The sequence below is a fragment of the Bradyrhizobium sp. ERR14 genome (assembly GCF_014198235.1).
In the GTDB taxonomy this organism is placed as follows: Bacteria; Pseudomonadota; Alphaproteobacteria; order Rhizobiales; family Xanthobacteraceae; genus Bradyrhizobium.
Genome location: NZ_JACIHD010000023.1, coordinates 58,463 through 84,561 on the forward strand (window position 1 = coordinate 58,463; position 26,099 = coordinate 84,561).

A 26,099-nucleotide genomic window follows, 5' to 3' on the forward strand; every position below is an offset into this window, starting at 1 on the left:
TCCTCACCCTGAGGAGCGCGCCTCTTGGCGCGCGTCTCGAAGGATGGACAACGAGGGACGCTCTCTCGTTGCCCGGCGCGAACGCCGGGCAACCGTGCTTGTGGCGCATCCTTCGAGACGCGCGCGTTGCGCGCTCCTCAGGATGAGGGCGGCGGCTTACGCCGCGATAATCTCCTGCCTCTGCTCGCCGAGACCCTCGATGCCGAGGCTGACGACGTCGCCGACATTGAGGAAGGTCGGCGGCTTCATGCCGAGGCCGACGCCGGGCGGGGTGCCGGTCGTGATGACGTCACCGGGCAGCAACGTCATGAACTGCGAGACATAGGAGATGCACTTGGCCATGGAGAAGATCATGGTCTTGGTCGAGCCGGTCTGGCGGCGCTGGCCGTTGACATCCAGCCACATCGACAGGTTCTGAACGTCCTTGATCTCGTCCTTGGTTGCGAGCCACGGACCGAGCGGGCCGAACGTGTCGTGCGACTTGCCCTTGGTCCACTGTCCGAGGCGCTCGATCTGGAAGGCGCGCTCGGAGACGTCGTTGCAGACGCAGTAGCCGGCGACGTGGTTCAGCGCGTCGGCTTCCGAGACATATTTCGCACGGGTGCCGATGATCGCGGCGATCTCGACCTCCCAGTCGAGCTTGGTCGAGCCGCGCGGCTTTTCGACCGCATCGTTCGGGCCGGACAGCGATGTGTTTGCCTTCATGAAGATGATCGGCTCGCTCGGGATATCGGCGCCGGTCTCCTTGGCATGGTCGGAGTAGTTGAGGCCGATCGCGACGAATTTCGAGATGCCGGTGACGGGCGCGCCGAACCGCGGCTTGCCGGAGACCGCGGGCAGCGAGGCGGGGTCGAGCGCCGCCAGCTTCTTCAGGCTCTCGGGCGAATAGGCCTCGCCGGTGAGGTCCTTCAGATGCGCCGACAAGTCGCGCAACTGGCCGGATTTGTCGATCAGGCCGGGCTTTTCCGCGCCCTTCTCGCCATAACGAACAAGCTTCATTCTCGTTTCTCCCTAGGAATGGACCGATCGGTTAAACAGCTTCATGGAACAGGGCGGCGGGAAATTCAACCGCCCAGAGCGGGGCGCATTGCAGCCCTCTGGATTCGATGGGCAGACGGCGCTCTTGTGTCCCGGACGCGGCGCGGCATGAAATGACGCGACGCAGAGCCGGGACCCAGATACATGGGCCCCGGCTTAGCAGCGCATCACTTCGTGCTGCGCAGCATCCGGGGCACGAGACTTAGGCTAGCGCCACAAACCTGAATGCCTCTCCATCCCGCCTGATATGCCCGGCCGAGAAATGGCCGCCGATCACCAGCGTCGGCGTGTCGGCAAAGCGGCCGAACAATTCGCGCCGTGTTTCGGCCGACTGCGTCTGGTCGGAATCGGCGGTCGAGGACCAGTCGAGATGTGCCATCTGGCAAGGGTGATGGGCGACGTCACCCGTGAGCAGACCATGTTCGCCATCCGATCGGATGAGAATGCTCATATGGCCGGGACTGTGGCCGGGGGTCGGGATCATGCTGATCTCCTCGCACAGCTGATGATCGCTCGGGATCAGATCGGCCCGGCCGGCATCGACGATCGGCTTCACGGAATCCTCGAACACGGCCCGCTTGTCCGGCTCGGTCGAATGTTCCAGCCAATGCTCGTATTCGGTCTTGCCGAAGACGTAGCGTGCCTTGGCAAATGTCGGCACCCACCGGCCGTCGACCAGCCGCGTATTCCAGCCGACATGATCGACATGAAGATGCGTGCATAGCACCGTGTCGATGCTGTCGGGCGCAAAGCCCGCCGCCATCATCGTCGCCAGGAACGGCGTGGTGCGGTTGTTCCAGGTCGGAACATTGCGGCCCTGCTTGTCGTTGCCGAGGCCCGTATCGACAACGATGCGGCGCGAAGGCGTCTCCACCACCAGCGAATGGATCGACATTTTCAGCCGGCCCTCTTCGGTGGCAAAATGCGGGATCAGCCAGGGAAGCTTCTGAACCTCTGCGTTGCTCGCGAGCGGCAGGATGAAGCGGGTCGAGCCGACCGTCTCCAGCTCCACAATCTTGGTGATTTTGACTTGGCCGACCTTCCACTGCATCCGGCGCCTTCCCATGTTCTTGCCTTGATGCCGAAAGATGCGCCGTTTCCGCCATCAAGCGCAATGGATCATCTGACGCGGTGCGGCGTTATCGCGGGAACCCCAGGAAAAAGCCGAAGAGGAAGCCATGCCAGAGCTTGCGATTTCCGCGGAGAAGGTCGCCTTCATCATCGAGAAGGCGCGTGAATTCGACGTCAAGGAGGGCGATTCCGATCCGGATTCCGGCTCGAACGCGAGCGATGACGACGCGCTCGATGTTCTCGAGGATGACGGCTCCGATCCTGTCGTCCAAGAACTCGGAAGCTTCATGATCGCCCTGAACGAGGACGAGCAGCTCGATCTCGTCGCGCTGACATGGCTCGGTCGCGGTGACGGCACGATCGACGAGTGGGACGATTTGCGCGCCCGCGCGGTGGAGGCGCGCACCGAATATCGCAGCCCGCGCCGCGAAACCGTGCATTATCTGCTTGGCGAGCCGATGCTGGGCGATCTGCTCGCCGATGGTCTCGACGAATTCGGCATCGACTGGACCGACGAGCGCACGACGGCCGACTCGTCTGGTCCGAGCCAGCAGGACGAAGACGAACCGACGAAGCAGCGATGATGATCGGGCTCTGACGCCTCCACATCGTCATGGCCGGGCTTGACCCGGCCATCCACGTCTTACTTTGCCGCACAAAGAACGTGGATGCCCGGGACAAGCCCGGGGCACGACGATCTTTCGTGGAATGCGCCGCTGCGGATGCGATGATGGGTTACAACGTCCCCGGGAACGCGCCGCCATCCAGCAGGATGTTCTGCCCCGTAATGAAGCCGGCCTTGGCGCCGCACAGGAAGGCGCAGGCATAGCCGAATTCGTCGGGCTGGCCGAAGCGGCCGGCGGGGTTGAGCTTGGCGCGCTCGGTCAGGATCTGCTCGGCCGAGACGCCGCGCTTGTCGGCCTCGGCCTTTGCGGTGCCGGTGAGGCGGTCGGTCTCGAACGGGCCGGGTAGCAGGCCGTTGATGGTGACGTTGTTGATCACGGTCTTGCGCGACAGGCCGGCGATGAAGCCGGTGAGGCCGGCGCGCGCGCCGTTGGAGAGGCCGAGGATGTCGATCGGCGCCTTCACCGCGGCCGAGGTGATGTTGACGATGCGGCCGAACTTGCGCGCCATCATGCCGTCCACGGTCGCCTTGATCAGCTCGATCGGCGTCAGCATGTTGGCGTCGATCGCCTTGATCCAGTCGTCGCGGGTCCAGTTGCGGAAATCGCCGGGCGGTGGACCGCCGGCATTGTTGATCAGGATGTCGGGCTCGGGGCAGGCCTTCAGCACGGCTTCGCGCCCAGCCGGCGTCGTGATGTCGCCGACGATCTCGGTGACCTTCACATCAGGATAGGCCTTCCGGATCTCGTCCGCCGTTTTCTTCAAAGCTTCCGCGCCGCGCGCGGTCAGCGTGACGTCAACGCCGGCATCAGCCAGCGAGATGGCGCAGGCGCGCCCGAGACCCTTGCTGGATGCGCAGACGATGGCGCGGCGACCTTTGATCCCAAGATCCACTGTTTCACTCCCGTAATGTCAGGCAGGTTTTGGATGCCGCTATTCTAGCCAACATCGGTGCCGCTGATAAGGCATGGGCTCGCATCAAAATGCATGGCGCGTCCGCGCGGCGATGCAAATGCGCAGGCATGATCCGGAAAAGTGCGTAGCGGTTTTCCGAAAAGATCATGCCCAAACAACAAAGGCGCGATCTTCTCGCGCGTCAGATGCGCCGCTCCTGCTTGAGGCGGTCGATCGCGGAGCTCGCTTCCGGGGGCAGCGATTTGAAGCCCATCTGACCCGCCGTCGAGAACAGCGGCCGCAGATGCGAGCCGGCGAGAAACGGCGGCTGTTTGTTGGCCGGCACGATCTGGTCGAACACCAGGACCAGCGTGGTGGCGACGAGACCGACCCTGATGGCGCCGAGCGCGGCGCCGCCGAGCCGGTCGCCGATACCGGCGTCGCGGATGGTGTCGTTCAGCACCAGGCGGCCGATATAGCCGAACAGCATGCCGACCACCACGAAGATGCCGAACAGCCAGATCCAGTTCTGCAGCAGAGGCGCATTCGGATTGCCGGCGATTTGCGGCGCGATCAGCGGCATCAGCGCGACCGCGATCGGCGCAGCGAGGAGATAGGCGAGGATGGTCATGGCGCTGCGGAGCAGGCCGGTCCTGAAGCCGAAGCCGGCCGCGATGGCGAGCGCGGCATAGACGGCGAGATCGAAATTGTTCATGAGCAAACCTGCCTCAATGGAACGAATGAACGCCGGACCGATCATTCCGGTTTCAGATCGCTAAAATCGTCTGTATTGATGGCTCCAAAAGCTCGAGGGTTACGCCAATGTCAGGCCTATTCGACGTCAGTAAAGAAACCATCCTCGTCACGGGCGCGAGCCAGGGGCTGGGGCGGCAATTTGCCCGGGTGCTCGCCGCTCACGGGGCGGCCGTCGCGCTCGCGGCGCGTCAGGCCGACAAGCTGAAGAGCCTGGAGGAGGAAATCTGCGGCAAGGGCGGCCGCGCCGCCGCGGTCGCGCTCGACGTCACCGACACCGCCTCGATCGCGCGGGCCGTCGATGCGGCAGAGGCTGCGCTCGGTCCCGTCACGGTGCTGATCAACAATGCCGGCATCGCCATCGAGAAGCTCGCCACCGAGCAGACCGAAGCGGATTGGGACGCGGTGATTGGCGCAAATCTCAAGGGCGCCTATTTCCTCGCGACGGAAGTCGCGCGGCGCATGATCGCGCGCAAGCAGTCAGGCAACATCGTCAACATCGCCTCCGTGCTCGGCACCGGCGTCCTGAAGGCGGTGTCGCCTTACGCGATCTCCAAGGCCGGCATCATCCAGGCCACCAAGGCGATGGCGCTGGAGCTCGCCGGCCAGAACATCCGCATCAACGCGCTCGCGCCCGGCTATATCGACACCGAGATGAACCACGCCTTCTGGTCGACCCCCGCAGGCGAGCGCCTGGCCAAGCGCATCCCGCAGCGCCGTGTCGGCGCCGAGTCCGATCTCGACGGCGCGATTCTGCTGCTGGCGTCACAGGCGTCGCGGTACATGACGGGGAGTGTGATTACCGTCGACGGTGGTTTCCTGTTGAACTAAGTCTCACTGGCGTCCCGGACAAGCGCGCCTCAAGCGCGCGCAGATCCGGGATACATAACCGCAGCGGCCGACTAACCCGCCCGGATCATATCCGCCGCCTTCTCCCCGATCATGATGGTCGGCGCGTTGGTGTTGCCGCCGATCAGCGTCGGCATGATCGAGGCGTCGACGACGCGCAAGGCCTCGACGCCGTGTACCTTCAGTGCCGGATCGACTACGGCCAACGCATCCGTCCCCATCTTGCAGGTGCCGACGGGGTGATAGACGGTATCGACGCGATTGCGCAAAATGTTGCGGATGTCGTCGTCTGTTCTCACGTCGGACGTGAACATGTCCTTCTTCTGCAGCGCGCGCAGCGCGGGCGTCTCCATCAGCCGCCGCGTGGTCTTGAAGCCCGCGACCATCGTCTCGAGATCCTCCGCTTCGCCCAAAAAGTTCGGATCGATCATGGGCGCTGCGAGCGGATCGGCGCTCTTCAGCGACACGCTGCCGCGGCTCTTCGGCCGCAGCAGGCAGACATGGCACGAGAAGCCCGCCTCCTTGTGCTTCTTGCGGCCGTGGTCGTCGAGCATCGCGATGACGAAGTGAAGTTGGATGTCCGGTACGTCGAGGTCAGGCCGGGTTTTCAAAAAGCCGCCGCACTCGGCGAAATTGGTGGTCATCAGGCCGCGCCGTTCACGGCGATAGCGCTGGATGGCACGGAGCAGGGACGGCAACCGGCCGAGCGAGGCATGAACGAAGTGCGGATAGTCGGAGGCGTAGACGAACACGAAATCCGGGTGGTCCTGCAGATTGCGCCCGACGCCGGGCAGATGATGGAGCACGCCAATGCCGTGCGTTCGAAGCGCATCGCCATCGCCGATGCCCGACAGCATCAGCAATTGCGGTGACTGGAAGGCGCCGCCGGCAAGGATCACCTCGCGGCGCGCGCGCAGCTGCTTCGTCTGCTTGCCCTGCACATATTCGATGCCGACTGCGCGCCCTCCTTCGAACAGGATTTTCGTGGCGTGTGCCCCCGTCTCGACGCGCAGATTTGTGCGCTTGTCGATGTGGGGATGCACATAGGCGCGCGCCGCGCTCCAGCGTTCGCCATTGTGCTGCGTCACCTGATAGCTGCCGAGCCCTTCGTGATCCTCACCATTGAAGTCCTCGCGAATGCGGAACTGCGCCTCGCGTGCGGCCTGATGGAAGACATCATGGATCGGATTGTTCGAGCGGAGCCGGTTGACATGCAGTGGGCCGCCCTTGCCGTGATACTCGCCGTCGAAATCGGAATTGTTCTCCGAGCGCTTGAAATAGGGCAGCACGTCCGCATACGACCAGCCGGCATTGCCGAGCGAAGCCCAGTGGTCGTAGTCCCATTTGTGGCCGCGAATGTAGACCATGGCGTTGATCGCCGAGGAGCCGCCGAGGCCCTTGCCGCGCGGCTGATAGCCGATGCGGCCGTTCAGTCCCTTCTGCGGCACGGTATCGAAAGCCCAGTTGGCCGTTTTGTAGGGCAGGGCGAGCCCAAACGGTGTGGTGATGCGCCAATTGTCGTTCGTCCCGCCCGCATCGAGCAACGCCACGGACGTCGCCGCATCCTCCGACAGCCGCCCCGCAATTGTGCAGCCGCCGGAGCCCGCGCCCACGACGACGAAATCGAATGTATCGGTCACTTGTTTCCCCCGTCATTGTCATTCCGGGGCGATGCGGAGCATCGAACCCGGAATCTCGAGGTTCCGGGTTCGCGCTTCGCGCCCCGGAACGATTGCCCCCTACGACATGAACCGCATCAACTTCTCCAACCGCGCGATCTTGCCGCCGTAGGGCGGATAGAGATCGGCGAGGCGGTTGAACTTGGAGCGATAGAATACCGGCTTCAACTTGCTGAACGTGCGAAAGCCCCATTCGCCGTGATAGGCGCCGGTGCCGGATGCGCCGACGCCGCCCATCGGCTGGTTGATTTGCGTGAAGTGAAACAGGCAGTCGTTGATGGTGACGCCGCCGGAGATGGTGCGGGCCAGCACCTCGTCGCGCGCGGTGCCGTCCTTGCCGAACCAGTACAGCGCCAGCGGCCGATCGCGATGGTTGATGAAGGCGATGGCGTCAGTGGGATCGCGATAGCCGAGAATCGGGAGCACCGGCCCAAAAATCTCCTCCTGCATCGCCGCCATCGCGTCGGTCGCCCCGACGATCAGCGTCGGCGGGAATTTGCGGTGCGCCTTCCAGTTCGGATCGTCCGCTTTCGCCGGCTGCAGGATTTTGGCGCCGCGCTCCGCCGCGTCCGCGACGAGGCCTTCGAGCCGGGTGTAGTGCCGGTCCGAGATGATCGAGGTGTAGTCCTTGTTCGCCGGATCGGTGCCGAACATCCGCCGCATCTGGGCGCGCACGTTCTCGGCGAAGGCCTGCAACGAGCGCTCCGGCACCAGCACATAGTCCGGCGCGATGCAGGTCTGCCCTGCATTGAGCAACTTGCCGTAGGCGATGCGCTCGGCCGCTTCATCGAGGTCGGCCGAGGCGTCGATGATCGCAGGCGACTTGCCGCCGAGCTCGAGGGTAACCGGCGTCAGGTTACGCCCCGCGGCCTCCGCGACCAGCCGCCCGACCCGGGTCGAGCCGGTGAACACGAGGTGATCGAACGGCAGGCGCGCAAACGCCTCTGCGATCTCGCCCTCGATGCCGGTGACGAGCAGCTCGGTCGCATCGAATCGCGCGGCGACCGTCTCCTTCAGCAGGCCTGCGAAGTGCGGCGTGAGCTCGCTCGGCTTGATCAGGACGCGGTTGCCGGCGGCTAGCGCGCCGATCGCGGGCGCGAGCGTGAGCTGGAGCGGATAATTCCAGGGCGCGATGATGCCGACGACGCCGAGCGGCTGCGGCATCAGCCGGTTGCGCGCCGGCAGGAATTGCAGCGCGGTCGCGACGCGCTGCGGCGCCATCCAGCTCTTGAGGTACTTTGTGGCGTGCCGGATCTCGGAGAACAGCAGCATCGTCTCTGCGATGGTGGTCTCGACCGCCGAGCGGTGGCCGAAATCGGCCGAGATCGCCTGCCGGAAACGCTCCTCGTTGTCGGCGACCACGCTGCGCAGCCGCGCCAGCCGGTCAAGCCGCTCGGCAAGGCCGGCCGGCGGCTGGTCCCGCGACGGCACGACCATGGCGTGGAAGGCCTCCTCCAGCGCTCCGACCGGGGCGCTCGTCAGGGATTTGTCCACGGCGATCCTCCCTCACCGGCGTTTCAGCCTTAATCTTGTTGCCGCAAGCTGGCCCTTTGTGGAACTTCTGGCAAGAGCACAGGGAACGCAGCCGAAATCGGTCGCTTCCCCTGTCATAAAGTCGAAAAAAACGTTCCCGCAGCCCTTTCCAAAGGCAGCTCGCCTTGATACATACGCCCCGCACCCGACGGGCTTTGCCCCGGGTTGCCTTCCAAGGAAGCCTTTGGGACGGACGAGAAAAGCCACGCGAACAGCGCAGGCCTCAACCGACCGTCCCCGGGATCCAACTGAAGGCAAAGCAAGTGTTTAACGCGGGGTGGAGCAGCCCGGTAGCTCGTCAGGCTCATAACCTGAAGGTCATAGGTTCAAATCCTATCCCCGCAACCAAATTCGGATTTTACCGGATCCGATACGAAAATGGCCCGCGAAAAGCGGGCCATTTTTGTTTTGGGCGACGGATCGTCGAACTTGTCTCGGGCCGTCAGCGCCATGACGATTCATTCCAGGCTCATCGCGCTTTAGTCCCGGCTGCGCACTCCGCTCGGACTGTCGCCGAACCGCAGCCGGAACAGGCGGTTGAAATGCGACACGCTGGAGAATCCGACTTGCGCGGCGATCTCGGCGATGGGCCGGTTCGGAAACCGTGTGAGCAGCGCGAAGGCGCGCTTCAACCGCAGCTCGTTGACGCGCGCGACGAATGATGCGCCGGACTGCTCGAGCAATTCCTGCAGGTAGCGCGGCGAAATGTCCTGTTGGCGCGCGACGCTTGCGACCGAAAGCGCGGGATCGGCGAAGTGCTTGCCGATATGCTCGATGGCCGATGCAAGCCGCGCCGCGGCAACGGCGCCCTTGCCTTGCTCGAGCGTGCCGCGGTTCGCGCCAATGGCGAGCGCGGCAAGGTCGTGGATGTGATTGACGATCACCTGCTGCAAGGCAGGCTCGGTCGGCTCCATATCGGCCTGGATCATCCGGAGGTAGCGCAGAAACAGCTGCAGCGCCTGCTGGCGGCCGGACACCGGCTTCATGAACACGCTGCTGACATCATGCAGGCGCTCGGCGAGCGGCGTTCGCGGAAAGAGCAGCGCGAGGTGAGTTGTTCCGCACAGCCGGCCGGGCTCGTCCGGACGTACGAGCACCGCGTCGCCGAGGTTCAGCGTCACCTCGGTACCACGCTGAAACGCCAGTGCCGACGCACCGAGATTGACGATCATTCCGACGGAGTCGTCACTGGCCGCCGCCTGCGCGCGCGTCCGCTCGAGCGCCGCCGCCGTGCCGTCGCACAGCGCCATTCGCACGCCCGGCAATCGCTGCAACATGGCCTCGGCGCGGAACGGGACCTCCGGCGCCAACGGCGCAATATCGACACTGACGATGGTCCTGCCGAACTCCTCCCGCCAGCGGGTCAGCCTGTCACGTTCGGGAAGCTCGTCCGTCGTAAACCGCGTCGGCTTTGGGTCAATGTCATCGACATGCATGGCGATTGGCACCGGGAAGTTTCGGCAACCGTAACCATTCGGCTTAAGTACGGCAACGTGCATAGCGACGGTGTTATGCTGCTTTTTTCGGCGCTGGCGCGGGGAAGTGTTCGCAAAAAGAAAAGAGCGAGTTCGCAATAGATCAACGACCAGCCATCGCGCCGAACGCCCGATTCCTCATGCGACGCGCGTGCACAAGCGTGGACAACCTCGTCTCATGCGTTGCAATGCTGTTGAAACGGCGCCGCCCGTTCCTCGCCGACTCGCAATTTGCAAAGCCCGTCGCGCCTTAGATCAAGCGCGCGGAAAGCGTTGTTGCGCCTCGACGACAGCCCTCCCGCGCCAACCATGCCAGATTGTCCCGAGCGCTCGATTCAACGCCGAGCGCGCCGCTGGTTACGGGTTTGTCGGCAGCGCAGCGCGCCGCGCTGACATTAGGGAATGGGACGCCAAAGCGTTTCCCTTGGAGGGGTCATGAAGTTCAGCACGTTGTTCGATCGCAGGCGAAACGCATTGCTGACCAGCGCGGCTCTGGGCTTGATTCTGGCAAGCGGCCTCACGACGGCGGGACATGCCGACGGCGGAACCGGCGGTGCGTCCGGCTTGGTCGCTGGCGGTGCGGGGGGTATCGGCGATTCCGGCGCGGCGGGAAGTGACGGTACTTCCAACGTAAACGGCGCTAACAGTTTCGGCAGCGGCGGCGGTGGTGGTGCCGGCGGAGGCGGAAGCGGGGGCGCGGGCGGCGGCATTCTCGGCGGTCCGGGTGGCGCGGGCGGCACGGCGGGTTCTCCAAACGGAGCGATAGGTAACAGCGGTGGCGGCGGCGGTGGTGGATTCAACGGCGTCGTGGGGGGCAACGGCGGCAACGGAGGCAGTGGGCAAAGCGTTACGGGCGGCGTTTTTGTCGCTGGAACCTTTGCTGTCGATGGGGCCGGCGGCGGTGGCGGCGGCGGCGGTGGCTCTGGCATTGGCACCGGCGGATCTGGCGGCGCGGGTGGCGGCGGAGGGACACCGATAATGAGCGCCTCATCGTCAGGCGCAGGGGATATTGTCACGGCGATTATCAGTGGCGGCGGTGGCGGAAACGGTGGCGATGGCGGCGTGGGCAACCTGCAAGGCGGATCGTTCAGCACCAGCGGCGTCGGCGGCGCTGGAGGCGCGGGCGGAATAGGGGGCGAGGGCAACGCTGATGTTACGGCGACCGGTTCGGGAGCAACTGCGAATGCGACCGGAACTGGAGGCAACGGCGGCAACGGCAGCAATGGCGGCGTCGGAAATTTGCAAGTCGGGTCGTTTACCTTCAATGCCAACAGCATCGGCGGCGCGGGTGGTGCGGGCGGGGCTGGCGGCCAGGGTATCGCAAAAGCAACTGGCAACGCGGTCGACGGTGCTGCAAGCACGACGGCGACTGGTGGGACCGGCGGCACCGGAGGCAACGGCGGTGCAGGGCTTGAAGTCACGGGCTCGAACGTGACCGTGATCAACGCAGCAACGTCAACCGGCGGCAACGGCGGCGCTGGAGGTCACGGCGGTGCCGCCAACGCCACTGCATCGGGCGAATTCGCCACGGTTGTCTCAACCGGCGGGAACGGTGGCAAAGGAGGCATCGGCGGTGCCGGTGCAGTGTTTATCGGTTCGGGTGTCAGCTTCACCAATCTCGGCGCAGTGCAGGCCGGAAGCGGTGGTGGCGGCGGAACCGGCGGCAGTGCCGCGCATACGATAAGTGGTTTGCTCCAATCCATCACGTCGAACGTAGGCGACGCGGCCATGGGTGGCGCCGGCGGTACAGGTGTTCTGTTTGGCGGAGCCAACTCGTTTTTCAACAACGCAGGATCTGTCGCCGGCGGCGCGGGAGGTGCAAGCATTGGGTTGATAGCCGGGGGGCAAGGCGGGGCCGGGGTGCAATTCGCGGCGTCCGGAGCGAGGCTCGTCAATTCCGGCCAGATTTCCGGCGGCGATGGCGGTGCCTCATTCGGTCCCAATAAAGGTGCCGGCGGTGCCGGCGTCATTGGCTCCGGCCTCACAATCAGCAACAGCGGCACGATCAGCGGCGGTCTCGATGGCGGCGGAACCGTCAGGCAATTTGCGATCGAGCTGACCGGTGGCTCTAATGCCATCAGTCCGGGCGGCACCATCACCGGCGGAATCCAATTGCAGGCTGGTTCGCTGATGCCGGCGCTGCCCGGCTCGACGGTTGGCGCAACGCTGAACGTCAACGGTCCGATGTTCCTGGCGCCAGGTTCGGCCTACACCATCCGCGTTGGCGGCGCGGCCAACGATTCCATCACCGCCACCGGCGTTGCGACGGTGTCCGGCGCGACGGTGTCGGCGACGATCGCCGGCGGTTCGGGCAGTCCGCTCGGCCAGCACGCCATCATCACGGCCAGCGCCATCAGCGGCACGTTTGCCTCGCTCTCCGCGTCATCGACGTCAGCCTTCCTGCAGGAATCGCTGTCGTACGATGCGACGCACGTCTACCTGAACATTACCGGCAACGGCGCAGGCGGCACTGTGGACTTCACGACGGTGACGCAGACGGTCAACCAGTTCAACGTCGCGTCCGCGCTGAACGCCGCTGGCAACGCCAATGGCTTCAGCGGGCCGCTCTTCAACGCCCTTGTGGGTCTTTCCGCCGCGCAGGCGCGCGCCGCGTTCACGGTCCTTGATGGCGAAGCGGCGACAGGGGCGCAGCGCGCCTCCTTCCGCTTCATGGACCAGTTTCTCAATTTGATGCTCAATCCCTTTGTCGACGGCCATTTCGGCGCCGTCACGGGCGGTGGTGTCACCGGCTTTGCGCCGGAGGAGCAGGCCAATCTGCCGCCGGAATTGGCGCAGGCCTACGCATCGATGTTCAAGGCGCCGCCACCTGCAAGCTTCGAGCAGCGCTGGAGCCTGTGGAATGCGGCGTTCGGCGGCAGCGGCAAGACCAGCGGCGATCCCGTGATCGGCTCGACCGACACCCGCCTCAGCACCTACGGTTTCGCCGGCGGTATCGATTATCGCCTCTCGCCCTCGACGGTGATCGGCCTGGCCGCGGCCGGCGGCGGCACCAATTGGGGATTGTCGAACAGTCTCGGCAGCGGCCGCAGCGAGTCCGCGCAAATCGGCGCTTATGCAAGGACCGTGATCGGCCCGGCCTACATCGCCGAGTCGATCGCCTTTGCCAATCACTGGTTCACGACCGACCGAACCGCGCTCGGCGGCAATCTGCGTGCGACCTTCACCGGCCAGAGCATCGGCGCACGCATCGAAGGAGGTTACCGTCTTGCCGTGACGCCCAACTTCGGGATCACGCCCTATGCGGCGGCGCAGGCGCAGGCATTTCGCTCCGGCGCCTACAGCGAGACCGACGTGAATAATCTGGGCTTCGGCCTGACCTATACAGCCAAACAAGCCACCGATGTTCGCACCGAGCTCGGGGCCCGTTTTGATCATCCGACATTGCTCGGTGGCACGCCGCTGATCGTGCGCGCGCGGCTGGCCTGGGCACACGATTTCGTCGACACGCCTTCGCTCAATGCGGCGTTTCAGGCGTTGCCGCTCTCGAATTTCACGGTGTTCGGCGCGCCGATCCCGCACGACTCCGGCCTCGCCTCGATCGGTGCGGATTGGTATCTGAACCAGAACTGGAAACTGCTTGCCAAATTCGATGGTGAATTTGCCAAGCGCTCGGACCTCTACGCCGGCACAGTGGCGCTGCGGTACTCCTGGTGATGCGAGCGTTCAGGAAGCAAAGGGCGCCACCGCGGATTTTACCGGATCCAATATGAAAAGGGCCCGCATCACGCGGGCCATTTTTGTTTGGGGGACGACCGCGCGAAGCCGCGATTCTTTGGTGCTGGTTCGGACAGGGACATGACGGGCCGCCGCTCCATTGGCGTGCATGCCGCGCGCAACAGCACTGCATGATTGAAGGAACACGGTCTCGATCCGCGCGTCATCTTTGTCGCCGGGCCCATCAGGCACTTGCTTTCCGGCTGTCTGTCATTCGGAAGGGCTGGTCCAATGAAGTTCGAGGATTTCGAGGCCGCCGATGTTCAGGCGGAGGAAGCGCGGATTTTCATCCGTCGGGCCGGTTCGGGACCGGCGATTCTCCTGCTGCACGGATTTCCCCAGACGCATCTGATGTGGCGAGACGTTGCGCCGTTGCTCGCGCAAGACTTCACGGTCGTTTGCGCCGATCTTCGCGGATATGGTCGCAGCGCTTGTCCGCCCTCCAGCCCGGACCACGCGCCATATTCGAAACGGGCGATGGCAAAGGACATGGTGTCCGTCATGGCAAGGCTTGGCTTCGACCGCTTTTCGGTTGCGGGCCATGATCGCGGTGGCCGTGTCGCTTACCGGCTCGCGCTCGACCATGGCAACCGCGTGGAGCGGCTCGCCGTCCTCGACGTCGTTCCGATCGCCGATGCCTGGGAGCGTGCCGACAAAGAACTGGCGGTCGGCTATTGGCCCTGGTCGTTGCTCGCGCAGCCTGAACCTCTCCCTGAGCGGCTATTGTCCGCAGCCCCCGATGCCGTCATCGACAATGCGCTCCATGGCTGGGGGTCGCGAGCAGACAGTTTCAGTCAGGCCGTCCGGACGTCCTATGTCGAGGCGTTGCGCGATGAGGCGCATGTTCACGCGATCTGCGAGGAATATCGCGCGGCGGCGACGATCGATCATGAGCACGATCTGGCGGATCGCAATTCCGGCCGCCGGATTGATTGCCCTGTCCTGATCCTCTGGAGCCGCCGCGGCCCGTTGAATTCCTGGTATGCGAGCGAGGGCGGTCCCTTGGGGCTATGGCGGTCCTGGGCCGATGACGTGCAAGGAAAGCCGCTCGATGGAGGACATTTCTTTCCGGAGGATATTCCGCAGCAGACGGCCCTTGAGCTGAATCGGTTCTTCGGGAGCGATAGCTAGTTGCGCGTCCGCAACCTGCGAAGATGGCTCGCTCGCATCCGGCGCGATGCCCACCACGATCTTGGTGCTGTCGGCATCCGACCGCCCCTCCGGCCAGAACTGGCCGACCTTGATGGTGCCTTCGACCTCCAAGAGTCCAACGGGCATCGCGCCGCTCCTCCCAAACCGGCGCGGTCGCTCCCTTGAGGCGGCGCCCCCCGCGCGCGGGACGGGCGCGACGCGCGCGCGGCCCTGGCAAACAAAACGCCCGCGCACCTCAAGTGCGCGGGCGACGATCGAAGCCGGTTGCGTCTGCAGATCAAGACCTGTGCGGACAGACCATCGTCAGATTCAGCAGCGTCGGCTTGTCCGAGCCCTTCTTGTATTCCCACTCCAACCGGATCTCGTGCCGATGGGCATAGGCATCGCTTGCCGCGTGGCTGATGATCTTCGTCTTCATCGGGATCGGCGGCTCCGAGTTGAAGCATTTCCGCACGCAGGCATCGAGCAGGTCACATCGTGTCAGCGGGATGACGCCGGGCTCGTCCTTGGAGAGCGGGACCGTGTTCGGCTGCGTGCTCAGGTCGACCCGAGCCCGGCCCTTCTCCTTGTGCCAGTACTTGGCGCTGCCCTGCGGCCATATCGACGGCGGGTTCAAGATCAAATGGTATTGGCCGTATTCCAGGGTCGGCAGGTCGATGTCATCGGATGCCTTGAGCTTGGCGACGCTCTTTTTCATGTTCGCGAGGGGATAGTAATTGGCGTTCATCAAGTCTCGAAATGCCTTGCCGCTATATACCAGTCCGGCCATCGCCTCTTTCCTCGATATGTCTGTTTGTCAAAAACCGTAGCGTCTGGCCGCAACTTCGCGTCACGCGGCGGCCGATCACACAATTTGTTGTGTGCAGGCACGCTACCATCCACGACTGTACTTCGTCCAGCGAGCTACCATCCGGTAAGGTCGCGTATCCCGCAAGCCTAATTGCCATGTAGTCCTCTATTGGTAATGTAAGCTGAAGGTCTCGCGGGCGCGGGTAGCGAAGACTGCTGAGGCAGTCGTTTGAAGGCGCTGGAATGCATTGCTTCGCGTGTCAGTCGGCGATCGGTCCGGGCGATAGCTGGTGCTCCAAATGCGGAGCGGCGGTCCGCGAGCGCGCTGAGCCCGACAGCGAGCGGCGGTTCGTGACCATTTTGCGCGCCGACGTCGTCGATTCCACTGGACTTGTTGCCGAGCTGGAGCCGGAGGCGGCGGTGTCGCGCCTTGAACCGGCTCTCGCGGCGATGAGAGGCGCGGTGCGCCAGTTTGGCGGCATCGTCAGCAAGGAGCTCGGGGACGGGCTGGCCGCGGTGTTCGGTGCCCCGATCGCCGACGACAACCACGCGCCGCTCGCCTGCCACGCGGCCATCGAGCTCGTCCGGCGTGTTGGCAGCCTGGGCGATCCCGGCCTTCAGGTCCGGGTCGGGCTCCACTCGGGCCATGTGGTCGCCTACATGGTCGCCAGCGAATTTTCCAAGGTTTATGAGATCGGCGGGGCCGCCCAGCATCTGGCCGCGCGGCTGGAAGCGGCGGCCGAGGCGAACCAGATCTACGTCTCTGAGGCCTGTCAGAAGCTGGCGGACGGCCATGTCCGCTTCGAATTCCTGGGTCGCAAGACGCTCCGCGGTTTCGGCGAGCCGATGCCCGTATACCGGGTCATGGGCGCGAGCGATCTTTCGAGCTGGCGGGTCCGGCGTGCGCGCAGTGTTTCCCGATTTGTCGACCGCACGACGGAGCGGGCCTTGCTGTGGCGTGCGGCCGAAAGGGTCAGCGCCAGCCGCCAGACCGTTCTGCTCATGGGTGACGCCGGCATCGGAAAGTCGCGGCTTGCGCACGAGTTCGCGCAGGATCTTCGCGCCAGCGGCTGGCGGCTGATCGATGCCGAGTGCAGCCCGAATCTCCAGGGCGCGCCGTACAGCGCCCTCAAGCGATTGTTGCTGTCGATCTTCGACTTGGCCGCAAGGGATCAGGTCAGGGCGGATGATCCCAGAGGGGCGTTGCCGGCCGTGCAGCAGCGGGCCATCGACGCGGTCTTGGACCTGCCGATCTCCGATCCGCAATGGGACGAACTGGAGCCGCACGCGCGCGGGCGCGCGATTTCAGATGCGAGCTGCGCGATCGTCGAGAGCATCGCCCGTCGTCAGCGCACGATCCTTCTGATCGAAGACCTGCATTGGATCGATCGGGCCAGCGATACGGTCATGGCCACTCTCTCCGCGCTGCAATGTCCCGATTTGCTCGTGCTGCTGACCACGCGGCCCAACGGGATGCCGGTGTGGATTGCGCGCTGTCACGCAGAGATCGTGGCCATGCGGCCCCTCGACGACGATTCGGGCTTGGCCATGCTCGCGGAAATGCTCGGCCCCGCCACCACCAACGCGGACCTGAAGAACCGGATCATCTCCCACACCGCCAACGTCCCGCTGTTCATCGAGGAAGTCTGCCGCAGTCTGAAGGATAGCGGCTTGCTCCTCGGTCAGTGGGGCGACCTGTCTCTTGCGCGTCCCGTGGAAGAGCTCGGCATTCCCACCAGCATTCAAGGTGTGATCGCGGCGCGGCTCGATCGCGTGTCACGACAGGAACGGTCGCTCCTGCAGATCGCCGCGGCGTTTGGTCCCCGGACAAACCAGGCCCTGCTTCGGAAGATCGCGGCCTTGCCGGAAGGCGTGCTGCAGGATTGCCTCACCGCGCTCGACCGGGCCGAACTGCTCGTCAGGATCGATAGCGAGTTGGAGGACTCGCTCGAATTTCGGCACGAGATGGTCCGGCAGGTGACCTACGATTCCATGGTCGAAAAGGTGCGCGAAAGCATCCATGCCAGCATCCTCGCAGCGCTCGAGGACGACGAGGCATCGAACGACGGGCCGGACGCGCTCTGCTATCACGCGACGAGGGCGAAGGATTGGCAGAAGGCGTTTCACCATGGCAGAAGCGCCGCTCGAAAATGTCTGGTGCGCTCAGCCTATGCCGACGCGGTCGACTATTTCGAGATCGCGATGGGGTCTCTCGACAAGACCCCGGTGACGCAAGCGCGAGAAGCAGACGCCATCGATCTCCGGATGGAGGCGCGTTTGGCCTTTGCCGGATCGGGGCGCGTCGCCGAAGCCCTGGATCTGGGACGCGAAGCCGAACGGCGCGCCGATGCAATCGACGACATCGGGCGCAAGATCGCGGCCATGACCGTGAGAGCAGGCGCGCAGAACTTCTACGGAACGCCGGTCGAAGCTGTCGCGATCGGGGAAGAGGTCGTGCGTCTGGCGGAAAGCTCAGGCAATCCCGGCTGGCGTAATCTCGCACAATATGGTCTTGGGCAGGCCTATTTTCTCTGCGGCCGCTATCATAGCGCCGAGAAGATGCTGGCCGCGGCACGTGCCGGTCTCGTGGGCTCGGCATCGAGTGCCCCTATCGGCACGACTCCACGATCCTTGCTCCTCCTCTGCTGCATGATGAACGCCATCACCCACACCGTCATGGGCGAGCTCGACACCGCCGAGCAGCTTCAGCAACAGGCGGCTGCGATCGCGGAGGAGACCGGACGTCCCTACGACCGCGTCGCCGCCGCCTATAGCGGCGGCTGCCTGATGCTCGGCCGGGGCGACCCGGCGGCGGCCGCCGCCATTCTCGAAGACGGGTTTGTGCTGGCGCAGAAGCACGGCATCCGCCTGTTCGTGCCGGTGCTCGCCTGCCACCTCGGCATGGCCTATCTGGAGCAGGGGCTGTTCGACCGGGCGCGCGGCATGCTGACCGAGGCGCGCGAGGAGGCCAAGGCGGTCGGCTACACCTCGGCGGTGCTGCGCAGCTCGATCTACCTTGCGCTCGCGACCTGCCGCCTCGGCGATGTCAGGACCGCGCAGAACATGCTGCGCGAGGCGCGCAACACCGCCCGCCAGCAGGGGTTTTCGGGCCTCGAGGCCGAGGCCCTGTTCGGCGAAGCCGTTGTGACGCCCGCCTCGAGTACCGAGAGCAGGGCGGCCATACTCGCCGCGCTGCGCGCCGCCATCGCGATCGCCTCCGAAAGCGGCGCGGGGCCGCTCCAGCGCAAGGCCGAGGCGATGCTGACCGAGGTGCTCGCCCAGGGCAGCGAGCTGATCTGACGCCGCGCCCGGCAAGGTCTGCGCCTCACCAAATCGCCGGCCCAAAATGCCGAACGAATCTCGTAGGCAGCACAAAGGGTTAGCTACTGTGCATGGGGTTGTTTTCGACAGAATTGGTCGGGCGCCGCCTCCAGACGGCTGCGAGAGGCAGCCCCGCTCACCGCAGTGACGAGCCCCTTGCACCAACGCCAAGGTGGGCTACCGTTGGTGACTAGCCGCAGGGCCAGGTGACTTTTGATCTCGATTTTTTAGCATCGCATTTTGCCGGCGCCGCCATGGCGCGACGCCTACCGGATGAGGCGGGGCCATGATCACACGGGACCAGTCAGCTTTGTTGGCGCCGGTCGAGCGCGACCTCAGGCTCGATCTCTTCCGCGGCATCGGCTTGTGGATGATCTTCCTCGATCACATCCCGCACGACGTCGTGGCCTGGCTGACGCTGCGCAATTACGGCTTCAGCGATGCGGCCGAATTCTTCGTCTTCATCTCCGGCTATCTGGTCGGCTGGATCTACGGCCCGATCGTCGCCGGGGGCTGGTTTCTCGCCGCGATGAAGCGGCTGTGGCGGCGTGCGGCCGAGCTGTATGTCGCGCACATCATGCTGTTCCTGCTGTTCACCGCGCAGATCGCCCGCACCGCGCGCCGCTTCGACAATCCGATGTACCAGCATGAGTTCAACGTGTTCAACTTCCTGGCGCATCCGGACGAACTGATCGGGCAGGCGATCGTGCTGAAATACAAGCCGGTCAATCTCGACGTGCTGCCGCTCTACATCACGCTGGTGCTCGCCTCACCTTTCATCGTCTGGTGCCTGGTGCGCCGGCCGAACCTGACGCTCGCCGCCTCGGTCGTGCTCTACGTGCTGGCGCGCTGGTTCAACTGGAACATCGCTTCCTACCCGCCCGGCACGACCTGGTACTTCAATCCGTTCTGCTGGCAGTTGATGTTCGTGTTCGCGGCCTGGTGCGGCGTCGGCCAGATCGACAAGATCGCCAGATGGGTGTGGTCGAGGGCGGCGATGGGTCTGGCCGCGGCCTGGCTGGTGTTCGCGCTGCTGATCGTGATGACCTGGCACGTCCCCGCGCTCGAGGCGCTGATCCCGAAATGGATGATCAAGGCGATCTACCCGATCGACAAGACCGACCTCGACATGCTGCGCTTCACGCATTTCCTGGCATTGGCAATCTGGGTCACCCACTTCCTCTCGCGCAAATGGCGGGCGCTGCATGGGGTCTGGCTGCGCCCCGTGATCCTCTGCGGCCAGCACTCGCTGCCGATCTTCTGTCTCGGTGTGTTCCTGTCGTTCTCGGCGCACTGGATCCTGACGCAATACACCAAGGGCGTCTGGGAGCAGTTCGCCGTCTCCATCGTCGGCATCGTCATCATGGTCGGCGCGGCCTGGCTGCTCAACCGCGCCGAGCGCGTGCCGAACCTGTTCGTGAAGGTGACGGAGGTCGAGGAGCCGGAGATGGTCGAGAGCGCGCAGGCGGCGACCGCCGGCGCGGCTCCCGCGAGCCGCTGAAGCATCGTCCGCATTTCCGGGAGAGCCCAATGTCCAAACGTTTGTTGACGATCGCCGGCACTCTCCTGTTTCTCGCCTGCGGTGCATCGGCACAGGCGCCGTCGCCGGAGGCGATGAGCGCGGCACGCAAGCTCGTCGTCACCTTGAAGATCGCCGATCAATACCGCGCATTGCTGCCGCAGCTCCTGCTCAAGCTTCGGCCCGTGGTTGCGCAGGACAGGCCGGAGATTGAGCGCGACTACGATGCGGTGACGGCACCCGGCTCAGAGATCTATGCTCCGTTCGTAGCGTCCATGGTCGAGCAGATCGCGGCGTTCTATGCCCAGAGCTTCACGGTGGACGAGCTGCGCCAGATCGAGGCGTTCTATGCCCAGCCGGCCGGGAAGAAGTTTTTGGAGAAGTCGGACGCGCTGGCGCAGGCGAGTGCGCAAATCGGCCAGGACGTCAGCCAGAAGGCCGCCGACGAACTGAAGCAGCGCCTGATCGAGGCGCTGCGCCAGAAGGGGCACAAGCTGTAGAGCCGCGCGCTAAGCCAGGAATGCGCGGAACCGCCGCAGCGCGATCAGGAAGAAGATGCCGCCGATCACGGCGAGCGCGACCAGCTGCGGCCACACCGCCTCCAGGCCCGCGCCGCGGAACAGGATCGCCTGGGCGAGCATCACGAAATGCGTGTTGGGCGCCGCCAGCATGATGTCCTGGACGAATTGCGGCATGCTCTCCCGCGGCGTCATGCTGCCCGACAGGGTCTGCAGCGGCAGCAGGATCATGATCAGCAGCAGCCCGAACTGCGGCATCGAGCCGGCGACGGTGGCGAGGAAGATGCCCATGCTGGTGGTGGCAAACAGCTGCAGCGCGGCGCCGACGAGGAACAGCGCCAGCGAGCCGTCGATCGTCACCTCCAGCCATCCCTTGACGACGAAGGCGATCGACAGCCCAGAGGCGACCAGCACCACGGCCCCCATCGACCAGACCTTGCTCACCATGATCTCCAGCGGCGTGACCGGCATCACCAGGAGGTGCTCGATGGTGCCGTGCTCGCGCTCGCGGATCAGCGCCGCACCCGTCAGGATGATCGAGAGCATCGTGATCGAGGTGATCACGTGGTCGATGGCGCCGAACCAGGATTTCTTCAGCTCCGGATTGAACCGCGCCCGCAGCGCCAGCTCGATCGGCGGGGCCTGGGCATCGCGCGTATGCGCCAAAAACTCCGCGACTTCCGCGCTGACGATCTGCTCGACATAGCCGCCGCCGTTGAACGCCTGCGAGATGCGTGTCGCATCGACGTTGAGCTGGATCGTGGGCGATTTGCGCGCCAGCAGGTCGCGTTGGAAGTCGGGCGGGATGTCGAGTGCGAAAGTGTCGAGGCCGGCGTCCATCCTCCGGTCCATCTCATATTGCGAGATCAGGCGCGGCGCGGAGAAATAGGGCGCGGTGAACGCCATCTCGATGCGGGTCGAGATCGGCGAATGGTCCTCGTCGACGACCGCGATCGCGGCGCGGTTCAACGTTTCCGGCAGCGCCTTTGCGCCGGCATAAACCGCCAGCGTGAAGGAATAGACGATGAGCACGAGCAGAGTGGGGTCACGCACCAGGCCGCGCAATTCCTTGATGCCGAGCTGGAATACGTTGTCGAAGCGCATGGTCAGCGGGCCTGTTTCTTCAGCAGCATCGCGCCGGCGATCACCAGGACGGGCACCATGACTGCGAGCGCCAGGAGATCGTTGTGGAGGGTGTCGAACGCCAGGCCCTTGGAGAAGGTGCCGCGCGAGATCGTGACGAAATAGGTGGCGGGATAGAGCCGTCCAATCAGCGCGCCGGTCCCCTGCAGCGACGACACCGGGTCGATCAGCCCGGAATACTGGATGGCCGGAATCAGCGTGATCAGCACCGTGCCGAACAGGGCCGCGATCTGGCTGTTCATGAAGGCCGAGATCACCAGCCCCATGCCGGTCGTCGCCGTGACGTAAAGCAGCGCGGCGAGCGCGTAGGTCGGAAAGCTCCCAGTGAAGGGCACGCGGAAGACGACGAGGGCAAAGCCGACCAGGAGGAGGAAGTTTCCGAACGCCAGCACGACATAGGGCAGCTGCGTGCCGAGCAGGAATTCCAGCCGCGTCACCGGCGTCACGTAGAAATTGACGATCGAGCCGAGCTCCTTCTCGCGCACGACCGCGAGCGCCGCGAGCACCGCCGGGATCATCACCAGCAGCAGCGGAATAATGCCCGGCGCCATGGCGACGACGCTGATGACATCGGGATTGTAGCGATAGCGCAGCTGGAGCTGATAGGAGCCGGCGATTGCCGCCTCGCCATAGAGCTCGCGGCCCTTCTGCGCGAGCCAGGTGGCGTGGATCGCCTGGGCATAGGAGCGCAGCGTTTCGGCCCTGGTCGGATTGGCGCCGTCGACCCAGGCGCCGATCTCGACATGGCGGCCGCGGCTGACGTCGCGGCCGAAGCCCGCCGGCAGCTCGATGGCGAGCCCGATCTCGCCGGCGCGCATGCGGCGGTCGAGATCGGCGTAATCGGTGATAGGGGATTTTTCGGTAAAATAGCGCGAGCCCGCGATCTGGAGGCTGTAGTCGCGGCTGATCGCGCTGTCGTCGCGGTCGAGCACGGCGAAGGTCAGGTTCTCGACGTCCATGCTGATGCCATAGCCCAGCACGAACAGCAGCAGCACGCTGCCGAGGATTGCGAGCGTGGCGCGGATCGGGTCGCGCCGCAGTTCGAGTGCCTCGCGCCGGGAATAGGCGAGCATGCGCGTCGGATTGAACGTCGCACCGCGCTTGCGCGGCGGCTCCGCTGTCGCGGCCGGTAGGGGCGATGCGATCGCAGGCTGGCCGGCCGGCTCCGCCGTATCCGCGATCGCCTCCTCCAGGCAGGCGATGAAGGCCTGCTCCAGCGTCGCGGTGCCGCGCGCGGCCACGATCGCGGCGGGGGTGTCCGACGTCAGCACCTTGCCCGCATGCATCAGCGAGACCCGGTCGCAGCGCTCGGCCTCGTTCATGAAATGGGTCGAGACGAAGATGGTGACGTTGTCCTTGCGGGAGAGCTCGGCGAGGATCTGCCAGAAGCGGTCGCGGGCGACCGGGTCCACGCCGGAGGTCGGCTCGTCGAGGATGAGGATGTCGGGCGCATGGATCATGGCCACCGCCAGCGACAATCGCTGCCGCAGCCCGAGCGGCAACGCATCGGGCGGGGCGTCGGCGACGTCGGCGAGGTCGAACCGGCCGATCATCTCTTTGATGCGCGGGGCGACGGTGTCCGCCGGCAGCTCGAACAGCCGCGCATGCAGGTCGAGATTTTGCGCGACCGTGAGCTCCGAATAGAGCGAGAAGCCCTGCGACATGTAGCCGATGCGCCGCCGCACCGACATGTCGCCGGCATCGATGGTCTTGCCGAACAGCCGCGCGGTGCCTTCGCTTACGGGCAGGAGGCCGGTGAGCATCTTCATGGTCGTGGTCTTGCCGCACCCGTTCGAGCCGAGGAAGCCGAAGATCTCGCCCTTCCTGATGCGGAAGCTGACGTCGTCGACGGCGACGAAGCCGTTGAACCGTCGGGTCAGGTGGTCGGCCTCGATCGCTATCTCGTCGTGGTCTTCACTCCGCGGCGGGATCACGACATCGGTATGGTCGCCGCGATCCGCTTCGGGCAAGAGGCGGATGAAGGCGTCATCGAGCGTGTCGGCCCCGGTCTGCCGCTTGAGCTCGGCAGGCGTTCCGGTCGCCAGCACGCGGCCGGCGTTCATCGCGATCAGGACATCGAACTGCGCGGCCTCTTCCATGTAGGCGGTCGATACGATCACGCTCATGCCGGGCCGGCTGTCGCGGATCGAGCTGATCAATTCCCAGAACTGGCGGCGCGACAGCGGATCGACGCCGGTGGTCGGCTCGTCCAGGATCAAGAGCTCGGGATCGTGGATCAGGGCGCAGCACAGGCCGACCTTCTGCTTCATGCCGCCGGAGAGTTTTGCCGCCGGCCGGTCGGCGAAAGCCGTGAGCCCGGTGTCGCGCAGCAGGCCGGCGATCCGCCTGTGCCGCTCGGCCTTGTCGTGTCCGAACAGGCGGCCGAAGAAGTCGATGTTCTCGAACACCGACAGCGTCGGATACAGATTCTTACCGAGGCCCTGCGGCATGTAGGCGATGTCGGGGCACACGTTGCGGCGATGGCGCGAACTCGCCATATCGCCGCCGAGGACGTTGATGCGCCCCTGCTGGATCGCGCGGGCCCCGGCGATCAGCGACAGCAGGCTCGATTTGCCGACGCCGTCGGGGCCGATCAGTCCGACCATGCAGCCGGACGGCAGGTCGAGCGTGATGGCATCTAGCGCCCGGGCCTTGCCGTAGCTCAAGCCCACGCCTTCCAGATGCACCACGCTGCCGCGCCCGGCAGGCAGCTCGGCTGCGGCCGTCGTGCTCATCTCGTCAGCTTGATGTTGAGATTGCCGGGCCATTGCGCGGCCGGATCGAGCTGCACATACGCCATGCCGGGCAGGCCGGTCTTCACATGCTCGATGTGCTGGCGCAGCAGCTCCGGCGCGATATGCGCCTTGATGCGGAACATCAGCTTCTGGCGTTCCTCCTCGGTCTCGACGGTCTTGGGCGTGAACTGTGCGACGTCGGCGACGAAGGTGGCCTTGGCTGGGATCACGTATTGCGGGATGGCGTCGAGCACGAGGCGAACCTCGGCGCCCATCGCGACGCGCCCGGCATCGGCCGTCGGCAGGAAGAACGTCATGTAGACGTCGCCGAGATCGACCATGTTGAGGACGCGGCCGCCGGCGGCGAGCACCTCGCCGGGCTGCGACACGCGATACTGTACGCGGCCGTCGCGCGGCGCCTTCAGCACGCTGTCGTTGAGGTCGGCATTGATGCTCTCGATCGCGGCCTTCGCAGCGTCGACCGAGGCGCCGGCGTCGATCACCATGGCGCGAGAGGAGCTGATCGCGGCCTCGGATGCGGCGACCTGAGCGTGGGACGCGGCGAGCGCCGCCTTGGCCGTGGCGTTGGCGGAACGGTCGTCGTCCAGCACCTGCTGCGATACCGCACTGGTTCTGATCAGTTGCTCGGAACGATCGAGCTTGCGGCTCGTGGTGTCGAGCTGAGCGATGCGCTGGTCGACCACGGCCTCGGCGGCCCTGCGTTCGGCTTCACGCTGGTTCACCAGGCTCTTCGCGGTCTCGACATTGATCGTCGCGCGCTTGAGCTGCGCGTCGGCCTGGCGGCGCTGGGCCTGCAATTGCTCGGTGTCCATGCGCGCCAGAACCTGGCCCGCGCGCACGAAGTCACCTTCGTTGACCAGGATTTCGCGAATCCGGCCCGGCGTCTTGGTCGCGATGTCGATCTCGACCGCCTCGATGCGGCCGTTGCCGCGGGCGAAGCCTGCCGGCAGTGTGTTGGTATCGCGGTGCTGCCAATAGTAATAGCCGCCGCCAGCAACGAGCACGGCGATCGCGGCGATGACGCGACCCGGGGTGAAGTTCATCTGTTCAAAACGCCGTGAGGCGGCGCCCACTGTTGAGACACGAACGCCCGGCCGCCGAAGGCGCGGAAGGGCGAGCCCAACATTGCAGCGAATTTTGCATCGCAACTTGATGCAGATCAGACGGCGGCGCGCTGCACCCGTGCCTCATGTTTGGGCGGCGCGCCATCGTCGCCGCTCGTCCGCACAGATTGCCCAAGCGGACGAGCG

General features: G+C 65.0%; 18 protein-coding genes and 1 tRNA gene. 8 read left to right on the forward strand and 11 right to left on the reverse strand.

The features are described 5' to 3' along the window. Positions 1-156: 156 nt before the first annotated feature. Both GGD62_RS35140 and GGD62_RS35145 read right to left on the reverse strand, forming a co-directional pair. Positions 157-999: a fumarylacetoacetate hydrolase family protein gene (locus GGD62_RS35140; RefSeq protein WP_183712963.1), complete on the reverse strand. Its 843-nt coding sequence runs from the start codon at positions 997-999 to the stop codon at positions 157-159. Positions 1,000-1,240: 241 nt separating this feature from the next. Continuing rightward, a complete protein-coding gene (locus GGD62_RS35145; RefSeq protein WP_183712966.1) occupies positions 1,241-2,089 on the reverse strand; it encodes an MBL fold metallo-hydrolase in 849 nt (282 codons plus the stop codon). A gap of 127 nt (positions 2,090-2,216) precedes the next feature. Here GGD62_RS35145 and GGD62_RS35150 point away from each other — a divergent pair, with 127 nt between their 5' ends. Next, complete coding sequence (locus GGD62_RS35150) at positions 2,217-2,693, forward strand: DUF3775 domain-containing protein (RefSeq protein WP_026202540.1); 477 nt, start codon at positions 2,217-2,219, stop codon at positions 2,691-2,693. Between the two features lie 151 nt (positions 2,694-2,844). On the opposite strand, the gene GGD62_RS35155 is transcribed toward GGD62_RS35150, so the two are convergent. Then, a complete protein-coding gene (locus tag GGD62_RS35155; RefSeq protein ID WP_018321389.1) occupies positions 2,845-3,627 on the reverse strand; it encodes an SDR family oxidoreductase in 783 nt (260 codons plus the stop codon). Positions 3,628-3,829: 202 nt separating this feature from the next. Beyond that, the gene (locus tag GGD62_RS35160) at positions 3,830-4,342 is read right to left on the reverse strand and encodes a CvpA family protein (protein WP_026202541.1); all 513 of its coding nucleotides are present in this window, start codon (positions 4,340-4,342) and stop codon (positions 3,830-3,832) included. Between the two features lie 107 nt (positions 4,343-4,449). Here GGD62_RS35160 and GGD62_RS35165 point away from each other — a divergent pair, with 107 nt between their 5' ends. Then, entirely contained in the window at positions 4,450-5,211 is a 762-nt protein-coding gene (locus GGD62_RS35165) for an SDR family oxidoreductase (RefSeq protein WP_183712969.1), read from the forward strand. A gap of 71 nt (positions 5,212-5,282) precedes the next feature. On the opposite strand, the gene GGD62_RS35170 is transcribed toward GGD62_RS35165, so the two are convergent. Together GGD62_RS35170 and GGD62_RS35175 are read right to left on the reverse strand one after the other, a co-directional pair. Continuing rightward, a complete protein-coding gene (locus GGD62_RS35170; RefSeq protein WP_183712973.1) occupies positions 5,283-6,869 on the reverse strand; it encodes a GMC family oxidoreductase in 1,587 nt (528 codons plus the stop codon). A 99-nt stretch (positions 6,870-6,968) separates the two neighbouring features. Beyond that, positions 6,969-8,345 carry a coniferyl aldehyde dehydrogenase gene (locus GGD62_RS35175; RefSeq protein ID WP_246800414.1) on the reverse strand — a complete coding sequence of 459 codons (1,377 nt, stop codon included), beginning with the start codon at positions 8,343-8,345 and terminating at the stop codon, positions 6,969-6,971. Positions 8,346-8,712: 367 nt separating this feature from the next. Here GGD62_RS35175 and GGD62_RS35180 point away from each other — a divergent pair. Beyond that, positions 8,713-8,789: transfer RNA gene (locus GGD62_RS35180), tRNA-Met, on the forward strand. 131 nt (positions 8,790-8,920) lie between these two features. Here the strand turns inward: GGD62_RS35180 and GGD62_RS35185 are convergent. Further along, complete coding sequence (locus GGD62_RS35185; protein ID WP_183712978.1) at positions 8,921-9,877, reverse strand: AraC family transcriptional regulator; 957 nt, start codon at positions 9,875-9,877, stop codon at positions 8,921-8,923. A 474-nt stretch (positions 9,878-10,351) separates the two neighbouring features. Between GGD62_RS35185 and GGD62_RS41605 the strand changes: the two genes are divergently transcribed. Together GGD62_RS41605 and GGD62_RS35195 are read left to right on the forward strand one after the other, a co-directional pair. Then, on the forward strand, positions 10,352-13,591 hold the full coding sequence (locus GGD62_RS41605) for an autotransporter outer membrane beta-barrel domain-containing protein (protein WP_183712981.1): 3,240 nt from the start codon (positions 10,352-10,354) through the stop codon (positions 13,589-13,591). Positions 13,592-13,882: 291 nt separating this feature from the next. After that, positions 13,883-14,782 carry an alpha/beta fold hydrolase gene (locus tag GGD62_RS35195; protein WP_183238116.1) on the forward strand — a complete coding sequence of 300 codons (900 nt, stop codon included), beginning with the start codon at positions 13,883-13,885 and terminating at the stop codon, positions 14,780-14,782. Positions 14,783-15,080: 298 nt separating this feature from the next. On the opposite strand, the gene GGD62_RS35200 is transcribed toward GGD62_RS35195, so the two are convergent. After that, positions 15,081-15,572, reverse strand: a complete 492-nt coding sequence (locus GGD62_RS35200; RefSeq protein WP_018321397.1) for a hypothetical protein — start codon at positions 15,570-15,572, stop codon at positions 15,081-15,083. A 263-nt stretch (positions 15,573-15,835) separates the two neighbouring features. Between GGD62_RS35200 and GGD62_RS35205 the strand changes: the two genes are divergently transcribed. The 3 genes from GGD62_RS35205 to GGD62_RS35215 all read left to right on the forward strand — a co-directional run bounded on the left by GGD62_RS35205 (position 15,836) and on the right by GGD62_RS35215 (position 20,932). Next, positions 15,836-18,892 (forward strand): AAA family ATPase, encoded by a 3,057-nt coding sequence (locus GGD62_RS35205; RefSeq protein ID WP_183712984.1) that lies wholly within the window; start codon positions 15,836-15,838, stop codon positions 18,890-18,892. Positions 18,893-19,199: 307 nt separating this feature from the next. Continuing rightward, positions 19,200-20,414 (forward strand): OpgC domain-containing protein, encoded by a 1,215-nt coding sequence (locus GGD62_RS35210; RefSeq protein WP_179737964.1) that lies wholly within the window; start codon positions 19,200-19,202, stop codon positions 20,412-20,414. Between the two features lie 29 nt (positions 20,415-20,443). Continuing rightward, on the forward strand, positions 20,444-20,932 hold the full coding sequence (locus GGD62_RS35215) for a DUF2059 domain-containing protein (protein ID WP_018321400.1): 489 nt from the start codon (positions 20,444-20,446) through the stop codon (positions 20,930-20,932). Between the two features lie 9 nt (positions 20,933-20,941). On the opposite strand, the gene GGD62_RS35220 is transcribed toward GGD62_RS35215, so the two are convergent. From GGD62_RS35220 to GGD62_RS35230, 3 genes are read right to left on the reverse strand one after another with little or no spacing between them, the layout of a single operon-like run. Beyond that, positions 20,942-22,054, reverse strand: a complete 1,113-nt coding sequence (locus GGD62_RS35220) for an ABC transporter permease (RefSeq protein WP_183712987.1) — start codon at positions 22,052-22,054, stop codon at positions 20,942-20,944. Between the two features lie 2 nt (positions 22,055-22,056). After that, positions 22,057-24,828 carry a ribosome-associated ATPase/putative transporter RbbA gene (rbbA, locus tag GGD62_RS35225; RefSeq protein WP_183712990.1) on the reverse strand — a complete coding sequence of 924 codons (2,772 nt, stop codon included), beginning with the start codon at positions 24,826-24,828 and terminating at the stop codon, positions 22,057-22,059. Continuing rightward, the gene (locus tag GGD62_RS35230; protein ID WP_183712993.1) at positions 24,825-25,892 is read right to left on the reverse strand and encodes an HlyD family secretion protein; all 1,068 of its coding nucleotides are present in this window, start codon (positions 25,890-25,892) and stop codon (positions 24,825-24,827) included. Before GGD62_RS35230 ends, rbbA begins: the two co-directional genes overlap by 4 nt. Positions 25,893-26,099 lie beyond the last annotated feature (207 nt).